A 17,233-nucleotide genomic window follows, 5' to 3' on the forward strand; every position below is an offset into this window, starting at 1 on the left:
CGGCGGCCAATCCCCGACCGGTGTCACTCGAAGGAGGGGTGTTGACGAGCGAAAGCCCATTTTCGAATGCGCTTTCGATAGCGTGAGCACCTGCGGAGAACGAACCAGCAGGACCGAGCAGCAGGACGAACCAGCACGGCGGCAACAGCACGAGGAGCGTCCGGACCGGCCACGCGGAGCGTGGGTCGGCCCGGGGGGGAGCCAGGGGGTGCCAGAACGATGGTGCGGCGCATCGACGTGACGGGGAGCGGCGGCGTACGCCTCGCGGCCTGGGAGTTCGGCGACCCGCCCAAGGACGAGGATCCGGCCGGTGCGCACCGGCCCGGTGTGCTCTTACTGCACGGCCTCATGGGGCGCGCCTCGCACTGGACGGCCACCGCGCGCTGGCTCGCCGAGCGGTACCGCCCCGTGGCCCTGGACCAGCGCGGTCACGGGCAGAGCGAGAAGCCGCCGGCGGCCGCCCACACCCGTGAGGCCTACGTCGAGGACGCGGCGGCCGCGCTGGAGCAGCTCGGGCTCGCCCCGGTCGTGGTGATCGGTCACGCGATGGGTGCCCTCACCGCCTGGCAGCTCGCCGCCGCCCGCCCCGACCTGGTGCGCGGTCTGGTGATCTGCGACATGCGGGCCTCGGCGCTGGGCGCCGCCTCGCAGCGGGAGTGGGAGGACTGGTTCCGCACCTGGCCGCTGCCGTTCGCCACGCTCGCCGACGTCCGCAAGTGGTTCGGCGAGGACGACCCGTGGGTGGAGCGTCCCAGTCCGGCACGCGGCGAGTTCTACGCCGAGGTGATGCACGAGTCGCCGGACGGCTGGCGTCCCGTCTTCACGCCCGCGCAGATGCTGAGGTCGCGCGAGACGTGGGTGTACGACGCGCACTGGGAGGAGCTGGCGCAGGTGCGCTGCCCGGCACTCGTGGTCCGGGGCCTGGACGGCCAGCTGGGGCGGGCGGAGTCGCAGGAGATGGTCCGGGTCCTGCCGCGCGGCCGGTACGCGGAGGTCGCCGACGCCGGTCATCTCGTGCACTACGACCAGCCGGAGGCCTGGCGCGCGGCGGTCGAGCCGTTCCTGGAGGAGGTCCTGACGGGGGCCGACGCCTGAGGGGCGCGCCGGGGCGGCGCCCGTCAGCCCAGCACGCCCTCGATCACCCCCGCCCACTGCTCGACGACCCGTTCCCGCCGGGCGGTGTCGTCCGTCAGGAGGCGGGCGAGGCCGAGGCCGCGGGCCATGTCGAGGAGGCCCTGGACGGTTTCGCGGACGCCGGGGCGGGACTCGTCGACGCCGAGGAGTTCGACGGCGACACGGTGGGTCTCGCGGCCCACCCGGGCCTCCAGTTCGGTGACGCGGCCGCGCAGCTGCTCCTCGGCGGAGGCGGCCATCCACAGGTGCAGGGCGGCCCGGAAGAGGGGGCCGGTGCAGCCCTCGACGAGGGCGGCGACGACCGCGCGCCGGTCGCCGGCGGCGCCCTCGGGGAAGAGGGCGCGCAGGGCCTGGCAGCGTTCCTCGGCGACGTACTCGACGGCGGCGGTGAACAGGTCCTCGCGGGTCGGGAAGTGGTGCTGGGCGGCGCCCCGGGAGACGCCGGCGCGTTCGGCGACGGCGCTGACGGTGGAGCCGGCCCAGCCGCGTTCGGCGAGGCAGGCGACGGCGGCGGCCAGCAGCCGCTGCCGGGTGGCCCGGCTGCGGTCCTGCTTGGGGGCGCGGTCCGGCGCGGTCACCATGCCGCGCGCGTCCCGGCGGTGCCCGTCGCCCCTGCCTCGGGGCGTCCCGTCCCGTTCATGCGAGTTCCGTCCACACGGGGTCCCGTCGTTCGAGGAAGGCGGTCATCCCCTCGCGTGCCTGCGGGGAGGAGAACAGCCGTGCGGTGAGTGCGGTCAGGGCCTCGGCGTCCCGGTCGAAGGCCTTCCGTACGCGGGCGGTGAGGAGCCGCTTGGTCTCCGCGAGCCCTTGCGGGGAGGCGCGGCGCAGTCCGTCGAGGACGGGGGCGAGGACGGTGTCGACGTCCTCGCCGGCGAGGGTGAGCAGTCCGGTGCGGACGGCCTCGGCGGCGTCGAAGCGGTCCCCGGTGAGGCAGTGCAGGGCGAGGGCGCGGGGGTCGGCGCGGGGCAGCAGGGGCAGGGAGACGACGGCGGGGGCGACGCCGACGCGGACCTCGGTGAAGGCGAAGTCGGCGGTGGTGGCGGCGGCCGCGATGTCGCAGGCGCCGAGGAGTCCGAGGCCGCCGGCGCGGACGTGTCCGGTGACCCGGGCGATCACGGGCCGGGGCAGTTCGACGATGCGGCGCAGCAGGGCGGTGAGCGCCTCGGGCGGCGGTGGCTCGCGCAGGTCGGCGCCCGCGCTGAAGGTGGTGCCGGTGTGGGTGAGGACGACGGCCCGTACGCCGGGGTCGGCGCCGCACTCCGCGAGCGCGGTGTCGAGGGCGGCGACGAGGCCGGCGGACAGGGCGTTGCGGTTGGCCGGGGAGTCGAGGGTGAGGGTGGTGATGCCCCGGTCCCGGGAGCGGGTCACGGGCACGGCGGTGGTCACGGGTGCTCCCTGAGTTCGCGGCGGAGGATCTTCCCGGAGGCGGCGCGCGGCACCCGGTCGACGAAGGTGACACGGCGGACGCGTTTGTAGGGGGCGACGCGTTCGGCGACGTGCAGCATGACCTCCGTCTCGGTGAGTTGCTCCGCGCCGGGCTGCCGGACGACGTGGGCGTGCGGGATCTCGTTGCCCTCGGCGTCGGGGGTGCCGGTGACGGCGGCGTCGGCGATGCCGGGGTGGATGAGCAGCAGGGCCTCCAGTTCGGCGGGGGCGACCTGGAAGCCCTTGTACTTGATGAGTTCCTTGACCCGGTCGACGACGTACAGCCAGCCCTCGGGGTCCACGTGGCCGACGTCGCCGGTGTGCAGCCAACCCTGGGCGTCGACGAGGGCGGCGGTGTCCTCGGGGCGGCCGAGGTAGCCCTTCATCACCTGGGGTCCGCGGATGAGGATCTCGCCGCGCTCGCCGGGGCCGAGGTCCTTGCCGGGGTCGTCGAGGGAGACGATCCGCATCTCGGTGCTGGGGATGAGCTTGCCGACGGTGCCGGGGGGCGGGTCGGTGGCGTCGAGGGGGACGAGGTGGGTGCCCGGGGAGAGTTCCGTCATGCCGTAGGCCTGGCCGACCGGGGGCAGGCCGAGCCGCCGGGAGCAGGCGGCGGCGGTGACGGCGTCCAGCGGGGCGGCGGCGCTGATGACGTGCCGGAGGGAGGAGAGGTCGTACTGGGCGACCGCCGGGTGCTTGGCGAGCGCGAGGACGATCGGCGGGGCCACGTAGAGGCTGGTGATGCGGTGCTTCTCGATCGCGGCGAGGAAGGTGTCGAGCGTGAAGCGGGGCAGGACGACGACGGTGGCGCCCCGCCGCAGCGGGGCGTTCATCAGCGCGGTCAGACCGTAGATGTGAAAAAAGGGCAGAACGGCCAGGATGCGTTCGCCGGGGCCGGTCGGCACCAGGGGTTCGAGCTGCACGAGGTTGGTGGCGATCGACCGGTGGGTGAGCATCACGCCCTTGGGGGTGCCGGTGGTGCCGGAGGAGTACGGCAGCGCGGCGAGGTCCTCGGCGGGGTCGAGGTCGACCACGGGTTCGGGCGCGGTGCCGGCCAGCATGTCGATGAGCGAACGGTGGCCGGGCGCGCTGTCGCAGACGAAGATCTCCCGTACGCCGCCCGCGCGTTCGGCGGCGGCGCGGGCGGTGTCGAGCAGGGGGGAGACGGTGACGATCCAGCGGGCGCCGGAGTCGCGCAGTTGTGTGGCGAACTCCTCGGCGGTGGCGAGCGGGTGCACGGTGGTGACGGCGGCGCCGGCCCGGGTGGCGGCGTAGAACGCGGTGGGGAAGGCGACGGTGTTGGGGCTGTGCAGGGCGAGGACGTCGCCCTTGCGGACCCCGGCCTCGGCGAGGGCGGCGGCGAGCCGCCGGTGGAAGCGGTCGACCTGCTCGTAGCTGAGGGTGGTGCCGTCGAGGCCGTCGATCAGTGCGGGCGCCTCGCCGAACTCCGCGGCCCGGCCCAGGACGGCCTCGTGGATGGGGAGTTCGAGGGCGGGTACGTCTGCGTACTGGCTGCGGTACACGGTTCCTCCTCGTGCCGTCGCCGGTCCTCAGTAGGACTTCGGCAGGCCCAGTGTCCGGTGGGAGACGTAGTTGAGGATCATTTCCCGGCTGACCGGCGCGATCCGGGCGACACGGGCCGCGTTGACGAGGGAGGCGAGCCCGAACTCGCTGGTGAGGCCGTTGCCGCCGAGGGTGTGCACGGCCTGGTCGACGGCCTTCACGCAGGCCTCGGCGGCGGCGTACTTGGCCATGTTGGCGGCCTCCCCGGCGCCGGCGTCGTCCCCGGCGTCGTACAGATGGGCGGCCTTGCGCGTCATCAGCCCGGCGAGTTCGAGTTCGATGTGGGCCACGGCGAGGGGGTGCGCGATGGCCTGGTGGGCGCCGATCGGCTGCTGCCACACGGAGCGTTCGCGGGCGTAGGCGACGGCGCGGTCGAGGGCGTAGCGGCCCATGCCGATCGCGAAGGCGGCGGTCATGATGCGCTCGGGGTTGAGTCCGGCGAAGAGCTGCAGCAGGCCCGCGTCCTCGTCGCCGACGAGGGCGTCGGCGGGCAGCCGGACCTCGTCGAGGGTCAGCTCGAACTGCTTCTCGGGGGCGCTGAGTTCCATGTCGATGCGGCGGCGGGTGAAGCCCTCCGCCTCGCGCGGGACGAGGAACAGGCAGGGCTTGAGGCGGCCGGTGCGGGCGTCGGCGGTGCGGCCGACGATGAGGGTGGCGTCGGCGAGGTCGACGCCGGAGACGAAGACCTTGCGGCCGGTGAGTATCCAGTCGGTGCCCTCGCGGCGGGCGGTGGTGGTGAGGCGGTGGGAGTTGGAGCCGGCGTCGGGCTCGGTGATGCCGAAGGCCATGACGCGGCTGCCGTCGGCGAGGCCGGGCAGCCAGTCCCGCTTCTGCTCCTCGGTGCCGAAGCGGGCGATCACGGTGCCGCAGATCGCCGGGGAGACGATCAGCATGAGCAGGGGGCAGCCGGCGGTGCCGAGTTCCTCCAGGACGAGGGAGAGTTCGGTGATCCCGGCCCCTCCGCCGCCGTACGCCTCCGGCAGGTTGACCCCGAGGTAGCCGAGGCCGGCGGCCTCCTTCCACAGTGCGGTGGGGTGGGCGCCCTCGGCGACGGTGCGGGTGAAGTACTCCCGCCCGTAGCGTCGGCCGAGCGCGCCGACGGCGGCGCGCAGGGCCTTGTGGTCGTCGGTCTCGATGACGGGAGGCATGTGGCTCCTCGGGGGATGCGGGTGCGAGTGTGCGTCGGGTGCGGGACCTCGGGGTGCGTGCGGGCGGCGCGAGAGGGGGTGGGGGACCTTGTCGCTCGGCGGCCGCGGGTCGTTCGTGGTTGCTCGCGCAGTGCCCCGCACCCCTGGTAGCCCGATTCAGGGGCGCGGGGAACTGCGCGAACGGCCCCCACGGACCCGGGGCCGCCAAGGGGCCGTGCGCTACTCCTCCTTGACCACCGCCAGCAGGGAGCCCGGCGCGACCTGGTCGCCGGGGGCGGCGGGCAGGGCGGTCAGCGTGCCCGCGGCCGGGGCGGTGATCCTGTGTTCCATCTTCATCGCCTCCAGCCACAGCAGCGGCTGCCCCGCCACCACCCGCGCCCCCTCGCGCACGCCCTCCGCGAGCCGGGCCACCGTGCCGGGCATCGGGGCGAGCAGGGAGCCGGGGACGCGCTCGACGGCGGCCTCGGGGAACCGGGACACGGGGTGCAGGAGCGTGTTGCCGACGTAGACGCCGTCCTCCCCGTACCGGGCGACGGGGTAGGTGCGCCGGACCCCGTCCACCTCCAGAACCACCTCGTGCGCGGCGATCCGGAGGACCCGCACCTCGCCGGCCCCGCCGGTCGCGCCGCTCTCCACGGCCACCCCGTCGCGGCGGTACCAGTAGCGGACCTCGTGCTCCTCGCCCGCCGTGCGGTACCGCTTGACCTGGGGGTGCGAGGGCACGTTGCGCCAGGCGCCGCCGAACCGGGAGCGGCCGGCGCCCTCGGCGAGGGCGGCGGCCAGCGGTGCCCACGGGTCCGGGGCGGGGACGGTGAGGGCGGCGGCGTGCCGCTCGTAGAACCCGGTGTCCATGCGGGCCTCGGCGAACTCCTCGTGCCGCAGCGAGCGGACGAGGACCTCGCGGTTGGTCACCGGCCCGTGGACCTCCGCCCGTTCCAGCGCGCCCGCGAGCCGGCGCACCGCCTCCGCGCGGGTCTCGCCGTGGGCGACGACCTTGGCGAGCAGGGCGTCGTAGTGCACGCCGATCTCGTCCCCGTCGGCGTATCCGGTGTCCAGCCGGACGCCGTCCGGGACGGCGAGCCGGTGCAGGGTACCGGTGGCGGGCGCCCAGTCCCGTGCGGGGTCCTCGGCGTAGAGGCGGGCCTCGACGGCGTGGCCGCGGGGGCGGGGCGGGAACCTGTCGAGCGCCCGGCCCTCGGCGATCCGCAGTTGCAGGGCGACGAGGTCGAGGCCGAACACCGCCTCGGTGACGGGGTGTTCGACCTGGAGTCGGGTGTTCATCTCCAGGAAGTGCGCGCGTCCGTCGGCGACGAGGAACTCGACGGTCCCGGCGCCGGTGTAGCCGACGGCGCGGGCGGCCCGTTCGGCCAGCGCGTACAGCTCCTCGGTGAGGTCCTCGGTCAGTCCGGGTGCCGGGGCCTCCTCGACGACCTTCTGGTGGCGGCGCTGCAGCGAGCAGTCGCGGGTGCCCAGCGTCCAGACGGTGCCGTGGGTGTCGGCGAGGATCTGCACCTCGACGTGCCGGCCGCTCGCCAGATAGGGCTCGACGAAGACCTCGTCCTCGCCGAAGGCGGCGCGCGCCTCCGCGCGTGCGGCGGCCTTCTCGGCCTCGAGGTCGGCGAGCCGGCGGACGATCCGCATGCCGCGCCCGCCGCCGCCCGCGGCGGCCTTGACCAGCACCGGCAGGTCCGCCTCGATGACCTCGGTGAGCGGGTCGATCCCCATGAGCCGCTTGGCGCGCGTCTTGGAGGCCATCGCCTCGATCGCCTCCGGGGGCGGCCCGACCCAGGTCAGCCCCGCCTCGCCCACGGCCCGCGCGAAGTCCGCGTTCTCGGAGAGGAAGCCGTAGCCGGGGTGGACGGCCCCGGCCCCGGCGGCGCGGGCGGCCGCGAGGAGCAGGTCGCCGCGCAGATAGGTGTCGGCGGGTGCCGCGCCCGGGAGCCGTACCGCGGTGTCGGCCGTGCGGACGTGGAGGGCGTCCTCGTCGGCGTCGGAGTACACGGCGACGGTGCGGATGCCGAGCGCGTGGCAGGTGCGGAGGATCCGGCAGGCGATCTCGCCCCGGTTGGCCACGAGCAGCGAAGTGATCACTGGTCCCTCCCCTTCACATCCGGAAGACGCCGAAGCCGCCCCGCGCGCCCTCGAAGGGGGCGGTGCGGATCGCGGACAGGCACAGGCCGAGGACGGTGCGGGTGTCCCGCGGGTCGATGACGCCGTCGTCGTAGAGGCGCCCCGAGAGGAACAGGGGCAGCGACTCGGACTCGATCTGCTGCTCCACCATCGCGCGCAGCCCGGCGTCGGCCTCGTCGTCGTAGGGGCGGCCCTTGGCGGCGGCGGACTGGCGGGCGACGAGGGAGAGGACGCCGGCGAGCTGCTGGGGTCCCATGACGGCGGACTTGGCGCTGGGCCAGGCGAACAGGAAGCGGGGGTCGAAGGCGCGCCCGCACATGCCGTAGTGGCCGGCGCCGTAGGAGGCGCCCATGAGGACGGAGAGGTGCGGGACCTTCGAGTTGGCGACGGCGTTGATCATCATGGCGCCGTGCTTGATGATGCCGCCCTGCTCGTACTCGGCGCCGACCATGTAGCCGGTGGTGTTGTGCAGGAACAGCAGCGGGATGTCGCGCTGGTTGGCGAGCTGGATGAACTGGGCGGCCTTCTGCGACTCGGCGCTGAACAGCACACCCCGGGCGTTGGCGAGGATGCCGACGGGGCAGCCGTGCAGGGCGGCCCAGCCGGTGACCAGGCTGGGCCCGTACAGCGGTTTGAACTCGTCGAAGTCGGAGCCGTCGACGAGGCGGGCGATGACCTCGCGCGGGTCGAAGGGCGTCCTGAGGTCCTCGGGGACGATCCCGAGGAGCTCCTCCTCGTCGTGTTTCGGCGGTTCGGCGGGGCCCGGATCGCCGTACGCCTTGCGGTGGTCGAGGCGGGCGATCACCCGCCGGGCCTGGCGCAGGGCGTCCGGCTCGTCGAGGGCGAAGTGGTCCGCGAGGCCCGAGACCCGCGCGTGCATGTCGGCGCCGCCGAGGGACTCGTCGTCGCTCTCCTCGCCGGTGGCCATCTTGACCAGGGGCGGGCCGCCGAGGAAGACCTTGGCGCGGTCCTTGACCATGATCACGTGGTCGGACATGCCGGGGATGTACGCGCCCCCGGCGGTCGAGTTGCCGAAGACGACGGCGATCGTGGGGATTCCGGCGGCGGAGAGCCGGGTCAGGTCGCGGAAGACGGCCCCGCCCGGGATGAAGATCTCCTTCTGCGAGGGGAGGTCGGCGCCGCCGGACTCCACGAGGCTGACGCAGGGCAGCCGGTTGGCGAGCGCGATGTCGTTGGCGCGCAGGGCCTTCCTCAGCGACCAGGGGTTGCTGGCGCCGCCGCGCACGGTGGGGTCGTTGGCGGTGATCAGGCACTCCACGCCCTCCACCACCCCGATCCCGGTGACGAGGGAGGCGCCGACGGTGTACTCGCTGCCCCACGCGGCGAGCGGGGACAGTTCGAGGAACGGGGTGTCGGGGTCCAGGAGCAGTTCGATGCGCTCCCGGGCGAGCAGCTTGCCGCGCGCGCGATGCCGCTCGACGTACTTCTCGCCGCCGCCCGCGAGCGCCTTGGCGTGCTCGGCCTCCAGCGCGGCGAGCTTCTCCCGCATGGCGGCGCGGTTCTCGGCGTACTCGGGGGCGCCGGTGTCCAGGGACGAGGCGAGGACGGTCATGGGGCGGCCTCCGGGTTCTCGGTGGTCGGCGGCGCTGAGGTGGTCGTCGGTGCTTCGGTGGTCGTCGGTGCTTGGGCGCGCGGCGGCGGCGCGGGCGGGGCGTCGGCCGGGAGGGCTTCCGCGGTGTGGGCCGGCGGAGCGTCCGGGCTGCCGGTGAGCAGGGCTTCCGGGATGTCCAGGTGGCGGGAGCGCAGCCATTCGCCGAGTGCCTTGGCCTGGGGGTCGAAGCGGGCCCGGGCGGCGACGCCCTCGCCGAGGATTCCGGCGACGACGAAGTTCAGCGCGCGCAGGTTGGGCAGGACGTGCCGGGTGACGGCGAGGTCCGCGGTCTCGGGGAGCAGTCGCCGCAGCCGGTCGACGGTCAGCGTGTGCGCGAGCCAGCGCCAGGCCTCCTCGGTGGGCGCCCAGACGCCGATGTTGGCATCGCCGCCCTTGTCTCCGCTGCGGGCCCCGGCGACCAGGCCGAGCGGCGCCCGCCGCACCGGGCCGGGCGGCAGGGGCTCGGGCAGCCCGGGCGTGGGCACCACCTCCAGCGGGCGGCTGCCGGGCGGCGGGGGCACGGTCAGGCGGCGGCCGTCGGGCAGGACGGCGAGGTGGGGCACGGTGTCCCGGTCGGCGTAGGCGGCCTCGAAGACGCCGTAGGGGGTGGCCCTGCCGGGGGGCGCGAGGACGTGGAAGCCGGGGTAGCTGGCGAGGGCGAGTTCGACGGCGGCGCCGCTGAACGCCCGGCCGACGGTGTCGGCGTCCGGGTCGCGGACGACGAGCCGGAGCAGCGCGCTCGCGGTCTCCTCCGTGCCGGCGTCGGGCCGGTCGGTGCGGACGAGGTCCCAGCGCACCTCGCGGGGCCGGGTGCCGGCGGCGAAGGCGTCCTCCATCTGCTCCCTGACCAGGGCGGCCTTCTCGGCCACGTCGAGCCCGGTGAGGACGAGGACGACCTCGTTGCGGAAGCCGCCGAGGCGGTTGAGGCCGACCTTGAGGGTGGGCGGTGGCGGCTCCCCGCGCACTCCCTCGACACGGACCCGGTCGGGCCCCTCCTGGCTGAGGCGCGCGGTGTCGAGGCGGGCGGTGACGTCGGGGCCGGGGTAGCGGGCGCCCGCCGTCTCGTAGAGGAGCTGCGCGGTGACGGTGCCGAGGTCGACGACGCCGCCGGTGCCCTCGTGCTTGGTGAGGACGGCGCTGCCGTCGGCGTGGAGTTCGGCGAGCGGGAAGCCGGGGTGGCGCAGCCGGGCGCGCGGGTGGGCGGTGAAGAAGGCGTAGTTGCCGCCGGTGGCCTGGGCGCCGCACTCCAGGACGTGGCCCGCGACGACCGCGCCCGCGAGGGCGTCGTAGTCGTCCGGCGCCCAGCCGAAGTGGGCGAGGGCGGGCCCGGTGACGAGGGCGGCGTCGGTGACCCGCCCGGTGACGACGACGTCGGCGCCCTCGCGCAGGCAGGCCGCGATGCCGTGCCCGCCGAGGTAGGCGTGGGCGGCGAGGGTGCCGGGGTGGGCGGCGGTGAGGTCCTCGCCCTCGACGTGGGCGACGCGGACGGGGATGCCGAGCCGTCCGGCGAGCGCGCGGACGGCCTCGGCGAGCCCGGCGGGGTTGAGTCCCCCGGCGTTGCTGACGATCCTCACGCCCCGCTCGTGCGCGAGGCCGAGGCATTCCTCCAGTTGGCGCAGGAAGGTGCGGGCGTACCCGGCGGTGGGGTCCTTCAGCCGGTCGCGGCCCAGGATCAGCATGGTCAGTTCGGCGAGGTAGTCGCCGGTGAGGACGTCGAGGGGACCGTCGATGAGCATCTCGCGCAGGGCGGAGAAGCGGTCGCCGTAGAAGCCGGAGGCGTTGCCTATGCGCAGCGGGGCGGGCGGCGGGGTGCCGGGCGCCGGGGCCCTCGCCGGGCCGGTGGCACGGGCGGTGCTCGGGTCCGTTCCCCGGGCGCCGGTCACGGGCGGGCTCCCCCGGGGCGGCCGCTCCCGGGGGCGCGTCCGGCGCCCGGTGGGCCCGCGAAGGCCTGGGCGATGTCCAGCCACCGGTCGGCCTCCGGCCCCTCGGCCCGGACCGCGAGGTCGGCGCGGTGGGCGCGCTGGGTGACCAGGAGGCAGAAGTCGAGCGCCGGGCCGGTGACCCGCTGGGCGGCGTCCTCGGGCCCGTACGCCCAGAGCGTGCCGTCCGGCGCGGTCACCTCGACGCGGAACTCCTCGGCCGGCGGGGCGAGCTGGTGCGTCAGGAAGGCGAAGTCGCGGGCCCGCACGCCGATCCGCACGATGTGCCGCAGCCGGAGGGCGGGGGTGCGGGTGACACCCAGCGCGTCGGCGACGTCCTGGCCGTGGGCCCAGGTCTCCATGAGCCGTCCGGTGGCCATGGAGGCGGTCGACATGGGCGGCCCGTACCAGGGGAAGCGGGCGCCGGGGGGCGCGGCGCACAGCGCCTTCCGCAGGGCCGCGCGCCCCTCGCGCCAGTCGGCGAGCAGCACGTCCGGCGGGTGTGCGGCGCCCTCCTCCGCGCCCCGGTCCACGAAGGTGCCGGGCGCGGCGACCGCCTGCTCGACGAGGGCGCCGAAGCCGTCCGGATCGGTGACGGCGACGAGCGCGGAGCGGTCGGTCCAGGCCAGGTGCGCGATCTGGTGGGCGATGCTCCAGCCGGGCGCGGGGGTGGGCCGGCGCCACCGCTCCGCCGGGAGGTCGGCGACGAGCCGGTCCAGCTCCTCGCTCTCCTCGTACAGGTCGTCCAGCACGGGCGTCGGATCGGACACGGGGCGCTCCCCTTCCGGCACGGACACGGCACGAGCTCGGCGGTGCGCCGCCGGCCCGGGGGCGCGGCGGTGTGCGAGGGAGCATGGCAGCGGCCCGGAAAACAAGCAAGCGTGCTTGCATGCTTTCCGGCCGGTTGTTTCCCGGGCCCCGCGCCGGCACGCGGGCACCCCGGCCGTTCCGCCGCACGGACCGGTGCGGGCGCCGCGCGGGCGGTGCCGACCCCGTGCGGCCGGTACGGGGGCCGTGCGGAGGGCTCAGGCGTTGACGCCGGACTCCGGGGTCACCCGCCGGTCCCGGCGGCCCCGCCGCTCGCCCCGGCCGACCTGGGTGCGGACCGCGCCCATGCTCGCCGCGATGACGAGGGCGATGGCCAGCACCTCGGGGAGCCTGAGGGACTGGTGCAGGATCAGGAAGCCCGCGAGGGCGGCGAGGGCGGGTTCCAGGCTCATCAGGATCGCGAACGTCGAGGCGGGCAGCCGGCGCAGCGCGAGCAGTTCCAGGGTGTACGGCAGCACGGAGGACAGGCACGCCACCGCCGCCCCCAGCCCCAGCGTCGTCGGCACCAGCAGCTTGGAACCGGACTCGGCGATCCCCAGCGGCGTGATCAGCACCGCCGCGACGACCAGCGCCAGCGCCAGCCCGTCGGCCTGCGGGAAACGGCGCCCGGTACGCGCGCTGAAGACGATGTACGCCGCCCACATCGCGCCGGCGCCGAGCGCGAAGGCGACCCCGGCGGGGTCGAGACCCTCGAAGCCCCCGCCGCCGAGGAGGAAGACGCCCGCGAGGGCGAGCGCGGCCCAGACGAGGTTGACCGCCCGGCGCGAGGCGAGGACGGACAGGGCGAGCGGGCCGAGCACCTCCAGGGTGACGGCGGGGCCGAGCGGGATACGGGAGACGGCCTGGTAGAACATGCCGTTCATCGCGCCCATGGCGAGGCCGAACGCCAGGACCGTGCCCCAGTCGGCGCGCGAGTGGCCCCGCAGCCGGGGGCGGCAGACGACGATCATCAGCACCGCGGCCATCGCCAGCCGCAGCGTGACCACGCCGAGCGCGCCGGCACGTGGCATCAGGTTGACCGCGAGGGCGGCCCCGAACTGCACGGAGATCCCGCCGGCGAGCACCAGTCCGACGGGGCCCAGGGAGCCCCGTCGGCCCGGGGCCGCCGCGGGGCCGGCATCGGCCGCCGTCCCGGAGGCGGCGGGCGGGGTGGCGGCGCTGGGGGTGGTCACGGGGCCTTCCAGGGACGTCGGAACGGAACCGGGGCGGGGCTGCGGGCGCAGCGACGGCTCGGAAGCGCATGCGTCGCCATAGTGCACCCTGATGGACTTCGCAGTCCAGGAGAATGCACTACGTCAGCACCGTACGCCTCCGCACCCCTGACCATGCGACCGCGGCCCCGCTCCGGTCAACTCGTTACTCGCCTCTTCACGCGTCTCCCGCCGTGCTCGCCCGGCGGGTCCGGGGCGGGCTCGGGGCGGGACGGCGGGCCGGGAAGTCCAGGTCCGGGTGGGCGATGCCCAGCACCGACAGCCGCGCGGCCACCTCCGCCGGGCTCCTGCCCGTCCGGCTCGCGACGCCGAGCACCTCCCCGGTGTCCCGGACGTGCCCGTCGTAGCGGCTCGGCAGGGCCCGCAGCACCTCGATGTCGTCCACCTCGATCCCGGCCGGGACCCTGACCCGGTGGCCCAGCCGCCGCAGCCGGTCCCCGACCTCCTCGGGGGTGCGGCCGGTGACCCGCGCGGCCCGCAGCACGTGCTCCAGCGACGGGGACGCCCCCCACGGCAGCCAGGGTCCGCGGCCGTCCAGGTTCTCGCCGAGCAGGACGACGTCCTCGTCCTCGAAGCCCTCGGCGTCGGGCAGCGGCTGCCGTTCCCGGCCCAGTTCCGTGCTGCGCTCGTTGATCTCCTCCGGGCTGCGGCCGAGTGCCCTCGCCGCGAGGAGGACGTGCCCGAGGCCCGCTCCCCAGCCCTGCCAGGGCGCGCGTCCGTCGGCGTCCCGGCTGACGATCACCTCGTCGCCGGGCTCCGGCCGGACGTCCGGCTCCCAGCCGAGGGCGAGCAGCCGGTCCGCGACCTCGTGGACGCCGATGCCCAGGACGTCGGCGGCGTGCCGGACGTGTCCCGCCGCGACCCCTGTGGGCGGCAGGGGCTCGCCGCCCGGCCGGGCGTCCTCGCTGATCATCGCGAGGTCGCCGCGGTGCACCGTCTCCGGCAGCCCCCCGGGCACCTCGCGGAAGCCCAGCTCGCCCAGTCGGCGCGCGACCGCGGCGGGGGCGATCCCGAGGGCGTCGGCCCGCCGCACCACGTACGGGACGCGGAAGGCGTGGTCCGAGGACGGCCACGCCTCGTCGCTCTCGATCAGACGGGCGTCCCGCTCGTCGACGCGCTCGGGGAGCGGGCCCGGCGGGAGGTCGACATCGGTGTAGCCGAGGGCCCGGTAGCGCTCGGCCGCCTCACGCAGGCCGATGCCCTCGTCGGCCGCGGCCCGCACGAGCCGGCCGAGGCGGACGGTGTCGGCCGGCACCCGCAGGCCGTACTCCACGTCGTCACGGATCAGCCGCACGTCCTCGTCGGTGAGGCAGCGGTCGGGGACCGCGGGGACGTGGGTGTAGCCCAGTTCCCGCAGCCGGGCGGCGACCGAGGCGGCGGACACGCCCCGGTCGTGCGCCCCGGACAGCACGTGGCCCACCGGCACGGGCCGCGTGCGCGCCAGGTCGAAGGGCTTCCCGGCGACCCGCCCACGCCACAGGAGACCGGTGTCGCCCTCGCGGACCTCGGCGGGGAGGTACTCGTGGGGGACGGCGAAGCCGAGCGCGCGCAGGTGGTCCGCGAGTTCGGCGGGTGCCCGCCCGGTGCGGGCCGCGACCTCGACGAGGTGGGGGAACCACTCGGGGTCCTCGTCGGCGAGCCGCTCGCCGTCGCCGCGGACGAGGGCCTCCGCCGTCTCGCGGGTCACGGCGGCGGGCAGCGGGCCCGCGGGCAGCCGGTGGTGTCCGAAGAGGCGCAGCCGGTCCGCGAGGTCCTGGGGGGAGCGGTCCAGTGCGTGGGCGGCGCGCAGGAGGTGGGTGAGCGGCACGGGCCGGGCGGGGTCGAGCGCGGGGCGGCGCCCGTCCTGGTCCTCGGTGAGCAGGACCAGGTCCTCGGCCGTGAGTTCCATGACGGCGGGGTCGACCAGGTAGCCGAAGGCCAGGAGGCGCTCGCGCACCGCGACCACCTCCGCCAGGCGCTGTCCCAGGTCCTCCCCCTTCGAACCGAAGGGCGCGATCGCCAGCAGGTGGGACAGGGGCACGGGCACGTCGTCGGGGATGAGCCGGTCCTTGGAGCGGGTCATGTCCAGGTCGCCGTACTCCACGGTCTCCGGGAGGCTCTCGGGCGCGGGTGCGGGCTGCCCGAGCTCGGCGAGCCGGACCGCGACCTCGGCGGGTGACTTCTTCAGGCCTTCGGCGACCCACAGCACATGGCCCCGCACGTACGGGGCGTCCTCGGGACCGAGCCAGTGCCGGACGGTGTCACTGCGCCGGAGCAGGCTGACGTCGTCCCTGGTCAGCGTGGCGGTTCGGGCGGCGGAGGGGACCTGGTACCCGAGTTCCGCGAGGCGGGAGCGGACCTCGGCGGGTTCCGTGCGGCACACCTCCGCCGCGCGCACGAGGTGCCCCAGGGGCACGGGGGCGGCCGGGTCGAGCCAGGGGGCCTCGGCGTCCACCCCGACGCTGGTGAGGCGCCGGTCGTGGTCGGTGGCGGGGGGCTGGGCGTCGTGCGGCATGTCGGCCTCTCGGGGAAGGGCGCGGGTACGGCTCGTGGGCGCGGGGCGGGTGCCGGAGGGACGGGTGCGGGGGCGGGGCGGGTGCCGGAGGGACGGGTGCGGGGGCGGGGCGGGTCACTCCGCCACGGTGATGTAGCGCTCCTCGGGGTCACGGCGGCGCGGCTTCTTCTGCGGGGAGAGGTCCACCCGCACACCCGCCGGTTCCAGCGACTCCCAGAGGCGCAGCAGCATGGCGTCCGGGAGGAAGTTGTCCCGCAGGTCCAGGTAGCGCAGATGGGTCAACGGCTGTCCGCCGAGCAGGGCCTCGGCGCCCGTCTCGTCCAGGACGCCCATCGACAGCCGCAGGGACTCCAACTGGGCCACCACGGGCGCGTGGGCCACGGCGGCGGCGATCTCGTTCTGCAGTTCACTGTTCTGCAGCCCCAGATGCCGCAGCGCGGGCAGCCGCCCGCCGGACAGCAGCGGCTGGAGGTCCGCCACGCTCACGTCGCCCTCGTACCACTGGCTCCCGAGCCACAACTCCAGGCACTCCAGCGAGGGCAGGTCGCCGGCCAGTACGTCGCGCAGGACCGAGGAGGGCAGCCCGCCGGTCTCGAAGCGCAGGGTCCGCAGCCCCTCGTGACCGGCCGCCGGGAACACCAGTCCCTGGGCGCCCCGCACGCCGAGTTCGCGCAGCCGGGGGTGGGCCGCGAGGAACGGGGTGAGGTCGACGTGCTCGATCCAGGAGATCTCACTCTCCTCGGCGACGACGTCACCGAGGAACACCGCCTCCAGGGAGGTCAGCCGGGGGGCGGCCTCGACCAGCGGGGTGATCGCGCCGTCCTCCGTGTCGTCGATCCCGTACCAGGGGTATCCGAAGACGAGCGCGCGCACCGACTCCGGCGGCACGGTGGCGAGGAAGCGGTCCCAGTACTCCTCGTCGGTCTCCCCGTCGTCGAAGCTGAGGCGCCACGCGACGGAGCCCGGGTCCTCCGGCAGCGGCCGGGCGTCGTCGAGCCCGGGGAAGGTGTGGACGGGCAGTCCGTGGAACGTGCTGAGGTGGTCCACCGAGATCGGGTGGCACGGCACATCGGCGAGGAACTCCATTGCGGTCCTTGCGTGTTGGGGTGTCGGTATCGGATGCGCATGTCTAGCAGTGCCCACCGACATCGGTCCCGCCGCGCCGGACGACGCACGCCCCGGCGCACGACTCGGCGCACCGCCGGCCCGGTCGGCCGCGCGGCCCGGGGCTCGGGCGGAGGCGTACCGTTCCTCCTGGTGGCTCGCCGTGCGCCGCCACCGGTGACCGCGCCCGCCCCTACCCCCTTCGAGGTCCCGTGCGACGACTCCTTGCCCGGCTCTGGCGACTGCTGCGTCCCGTGCAGAGCCGCGTCATGTGGCTCCTGAACGCCAAGTTCGTGGTCGGCGTGACCGGTGTCGTGCGCGACGAGGAGGGGCGGGTGCTGATGCTGCGGCACCGCATGTGGTCGCCGTCCCGCCCCTGGGGCATGCCGAGCGGATTCGCCCGCAGGGGCGAGGACTTCCGTGCGACCGTGGTGCGCGAGGTGAAGGAGGAGACCGGCCTCGACGTGGCGGCGGGCCGCCTGGTGATGCTGAACAGCGGCCTGCGCCACCGTCTCGAAGTGGCCTACGAGGCCCGGCTCCTGGGCGGCGAGCTGCGGCTCGACCCCACGGAGATCCTGGAGGCCCGCTGGTGCCCGCCGGACGAACTGCCCGAGCGGGTCCAGCCGGTGTGCCACGCGCTGGCGCGGGGCGCGACGACCCCCTGA

13 protein-coding genes are annotated in these 17,233 nt (G+C 75.4%); 2 read left to right on the plus strand and 11 right to left on the minus strand.

Features of this window, described 5'->3' with window-relative positions:
- Positions 1-219 precede the first annotated feature (219 nt).
- A complete protein-coding gene (locus OHB09_RS14135) occupies positions 220-1,095 on the plus strand; it encodes an alpha/beta fold hydrolase (protein WP_006143994.1) in 876 nt (291 codons plus the stop codon).
- Positions 1,096-1,118: 23 nt separating this feature from the next.
- Here OHB09_RS14135 and OHB09_RS14140 read toward each other — a convergent pair whose 3' ends face one another.
- The 11 genes from OHB09_RS14140 to OHB09_RS14190 all read right to left on the minus strand — a co-directional run bounded on the left by OHB09_RS14140 (position 1,119) and on the right by OHB09_RS14190 (position 16,550).
- A complete protein-coding gene (locus OHB09_RS14140; RefSeq protein WP_234526563.1) occupies positions 1,119-1,715 on the minus strand; it encodes a TetR/AcrR family transcriptional regulator in 597 nt (198 codons plus the stop codon).
- A gap of 55 nt (positions 1,716-1,770) precedes the next feature.
- Positions 1,771-2,520: an enoyl-CoA hydratase family protein gene (locus OHB09_RS14145; protein ID WP_319116726.1), complete on the minus strand. Its 750-nt coding sequence runs from the start codon at positions 2,518-2,520 to the stop codon at positions 1,771-1,773.
- Positions 2,517-4,082 (minus strand): 4-coumarate--CoA ligase family protein, encoded by a 1,566-nt coding sequence (locus OHB09_RS14150; protein WP_328918820.1) that lies wholly within the window; start codon positions 4,080-4,082, stop codon positions 2,517-2,519. The genes OHB09_RS14145 and OHB09_RS14150 overlap by 4 nt, the downstream gene beginning before the upstream one ends.
- 27 nt (positions 4,083-4,109) lie before the next feature.
- Positions 4,110-5,270 carry an acyl-CoA dehydrogenase family protein gene (locus OHB09_RS14155; protein WP_006143998.1) on the minus strand — a complete coding sequence of 387 codons (1,161 nt, stop codon included), beginning with the start codon at positions 5,268-5,270 and terminating at the stop codon, positions 4,110-4,112.
- A 219-nt stretch (positions 5,271-5,489) separates the two neighbouring features.
- Complete coding sequence (locus tag OHB09_RS14160; protein ID WP_328922065.1) at positions 5,490-7,361, minus strand: ATP-binding protein; 1,872 nt, start codon at positions 7,359-7,361, stop codon at positions 5,490-5,492.
- 13 nt (positions 7,362-7,374) lie between these two features.
- Entirely contained in the window at positions 7,375-8,973 is a 1,599-nt protein-coding gene (locus tag OHB09_RS14165; RefSeq protein WP_191854788.1) for an acyl-CoA carboxylase subunit beta, read from the minus strand.
- Positions 8,970-10,805, minus strand: coding sequence for an acyclic terpene utilization AtuA family protein (locus OHB09_RS14170; protein ID WP_213088818.1), 1,836 nt, complete (start codon positions 10,803-10,805; stop codon positions 8,970-8,972). Before OHB09_RS14170 ends, OHB09_RS14165 begins: the two co-directional genes overlap by 4 nt.
- Positions 10,806-10,891: 86 nt before the next feature.
- Entirely contained in the window at positions 10,892-11,701 is an 810-nt protein-coding gene (locus OHB09_RS14175) for a TIGR03084 family metal-binding protein (RefSeq protein WP_006144002.1), read from the minus strand.
- Positions 11,702-11,956: 255 nt separating this feature from the next.
- Positions 11,957-12,931, minus strand: coding sequence for an EamA family transporter (locus tag OHB09_RS14180; protein WP_328918817.1), 975 nt, complete (start codon positions 12,929-12,931; stop codon positions 11,957-11,959).
- 196 nt (positions 12,932-13,127) lie between these two features.
- Positions 13,128-15,464 carry a wHTH domain-containing protein gene (locus OHB09_RS14185; protein ID WP_328922066.1) on the minus strand — a complete coding sequence of 779 codons (2,337 nt, stop codon included), beginning with the start codon at positions 15,462-15,464 and terminating at the stop codon, positions 13,128-13,130.
- Between the two features lie 114 nt (positions 15,465-15,578).
- Positions 15,579-16,550, minus strand: coding sequence for an STM4015 family protein (locus tag OHB09_RS14190; RefSeq protein ID WP_167794940.1), 972 nt, complete (start codon positions 16,548-16,550; stop codon positions 15,579-15,581).
- Positions 16,551-16,780: 230 nt separating this feature from the next.
- On the opposite strand from OHB09_RS14190, the gene OHB09_RS14195 reads away from it, so the two are divergent.
- Positions 16,781-17,233: an NUDIX hydrolase gene (locus OHB09_RS14195; RefSeq protein ID WP_006144007.1), complete on the plus strand. Its 453-nt coding sequence runs from the start codon at positions 16,781-16,783 to the stop codon at positions 17,231-17,233.

Source organism: Streptomyces griseoaurantiacus, from assembly GCF_036189845.1.
GTDB classification, from domain to species: domain Bacteria; phylum Actinomycetota; class Actinomycetes; order Streptomycetales; family Streptomycetaceae; genus Streptomyces; species Streptomyces griseoaurantiacus.

Bases quoted from the DNA above. Each gene is read 5' to 3' on its own strand.
- OHB09_RS14135 (WP_006143994.1), top strand. From the start codon at position 220: ATGGTGCGGCGCATCGACGTGACGGGGAGCGGCGGCGTACGCCTCGCG.
- OHB09_RS14140 (WP_234526563.1), bottom strand. From the start codon at position 1,715: ATGGTGACCGCGCCGGACCGCGCCCCCAAGCAGGACCGCAGCCGGGCC.
- OHB09_RS14155 (WP_006143998.1), bottom strand. From the start codon at position 5,270: ATGCCTCCCGTCATCGAGACCGACGACCACAAGGCCCTGCGCGCCGCC.
- OHB09_RS14165 (WP_191854788.1), bottom strand. From the start codon at position 8,973: ATGACCGTCCTCGCCTCGTCCCTGGACACCGGCGCCCCCGAGTACGCC.
- OHB09_RS14185 (WP_328922066.1), bottom strand. From the start codon at position 15,464: ATGCCGCACGACGCCCAGCCCCCCGCCACCGACCACGACCGGCGCCTC.
- OHB09_RS14190 (WP_167794940.1), bottom strand. From the start codon at position 16,550: ATGGAGTTCCTCGCCGATGTGCCGTGCCACCCGATCTCGGTGGACCAC.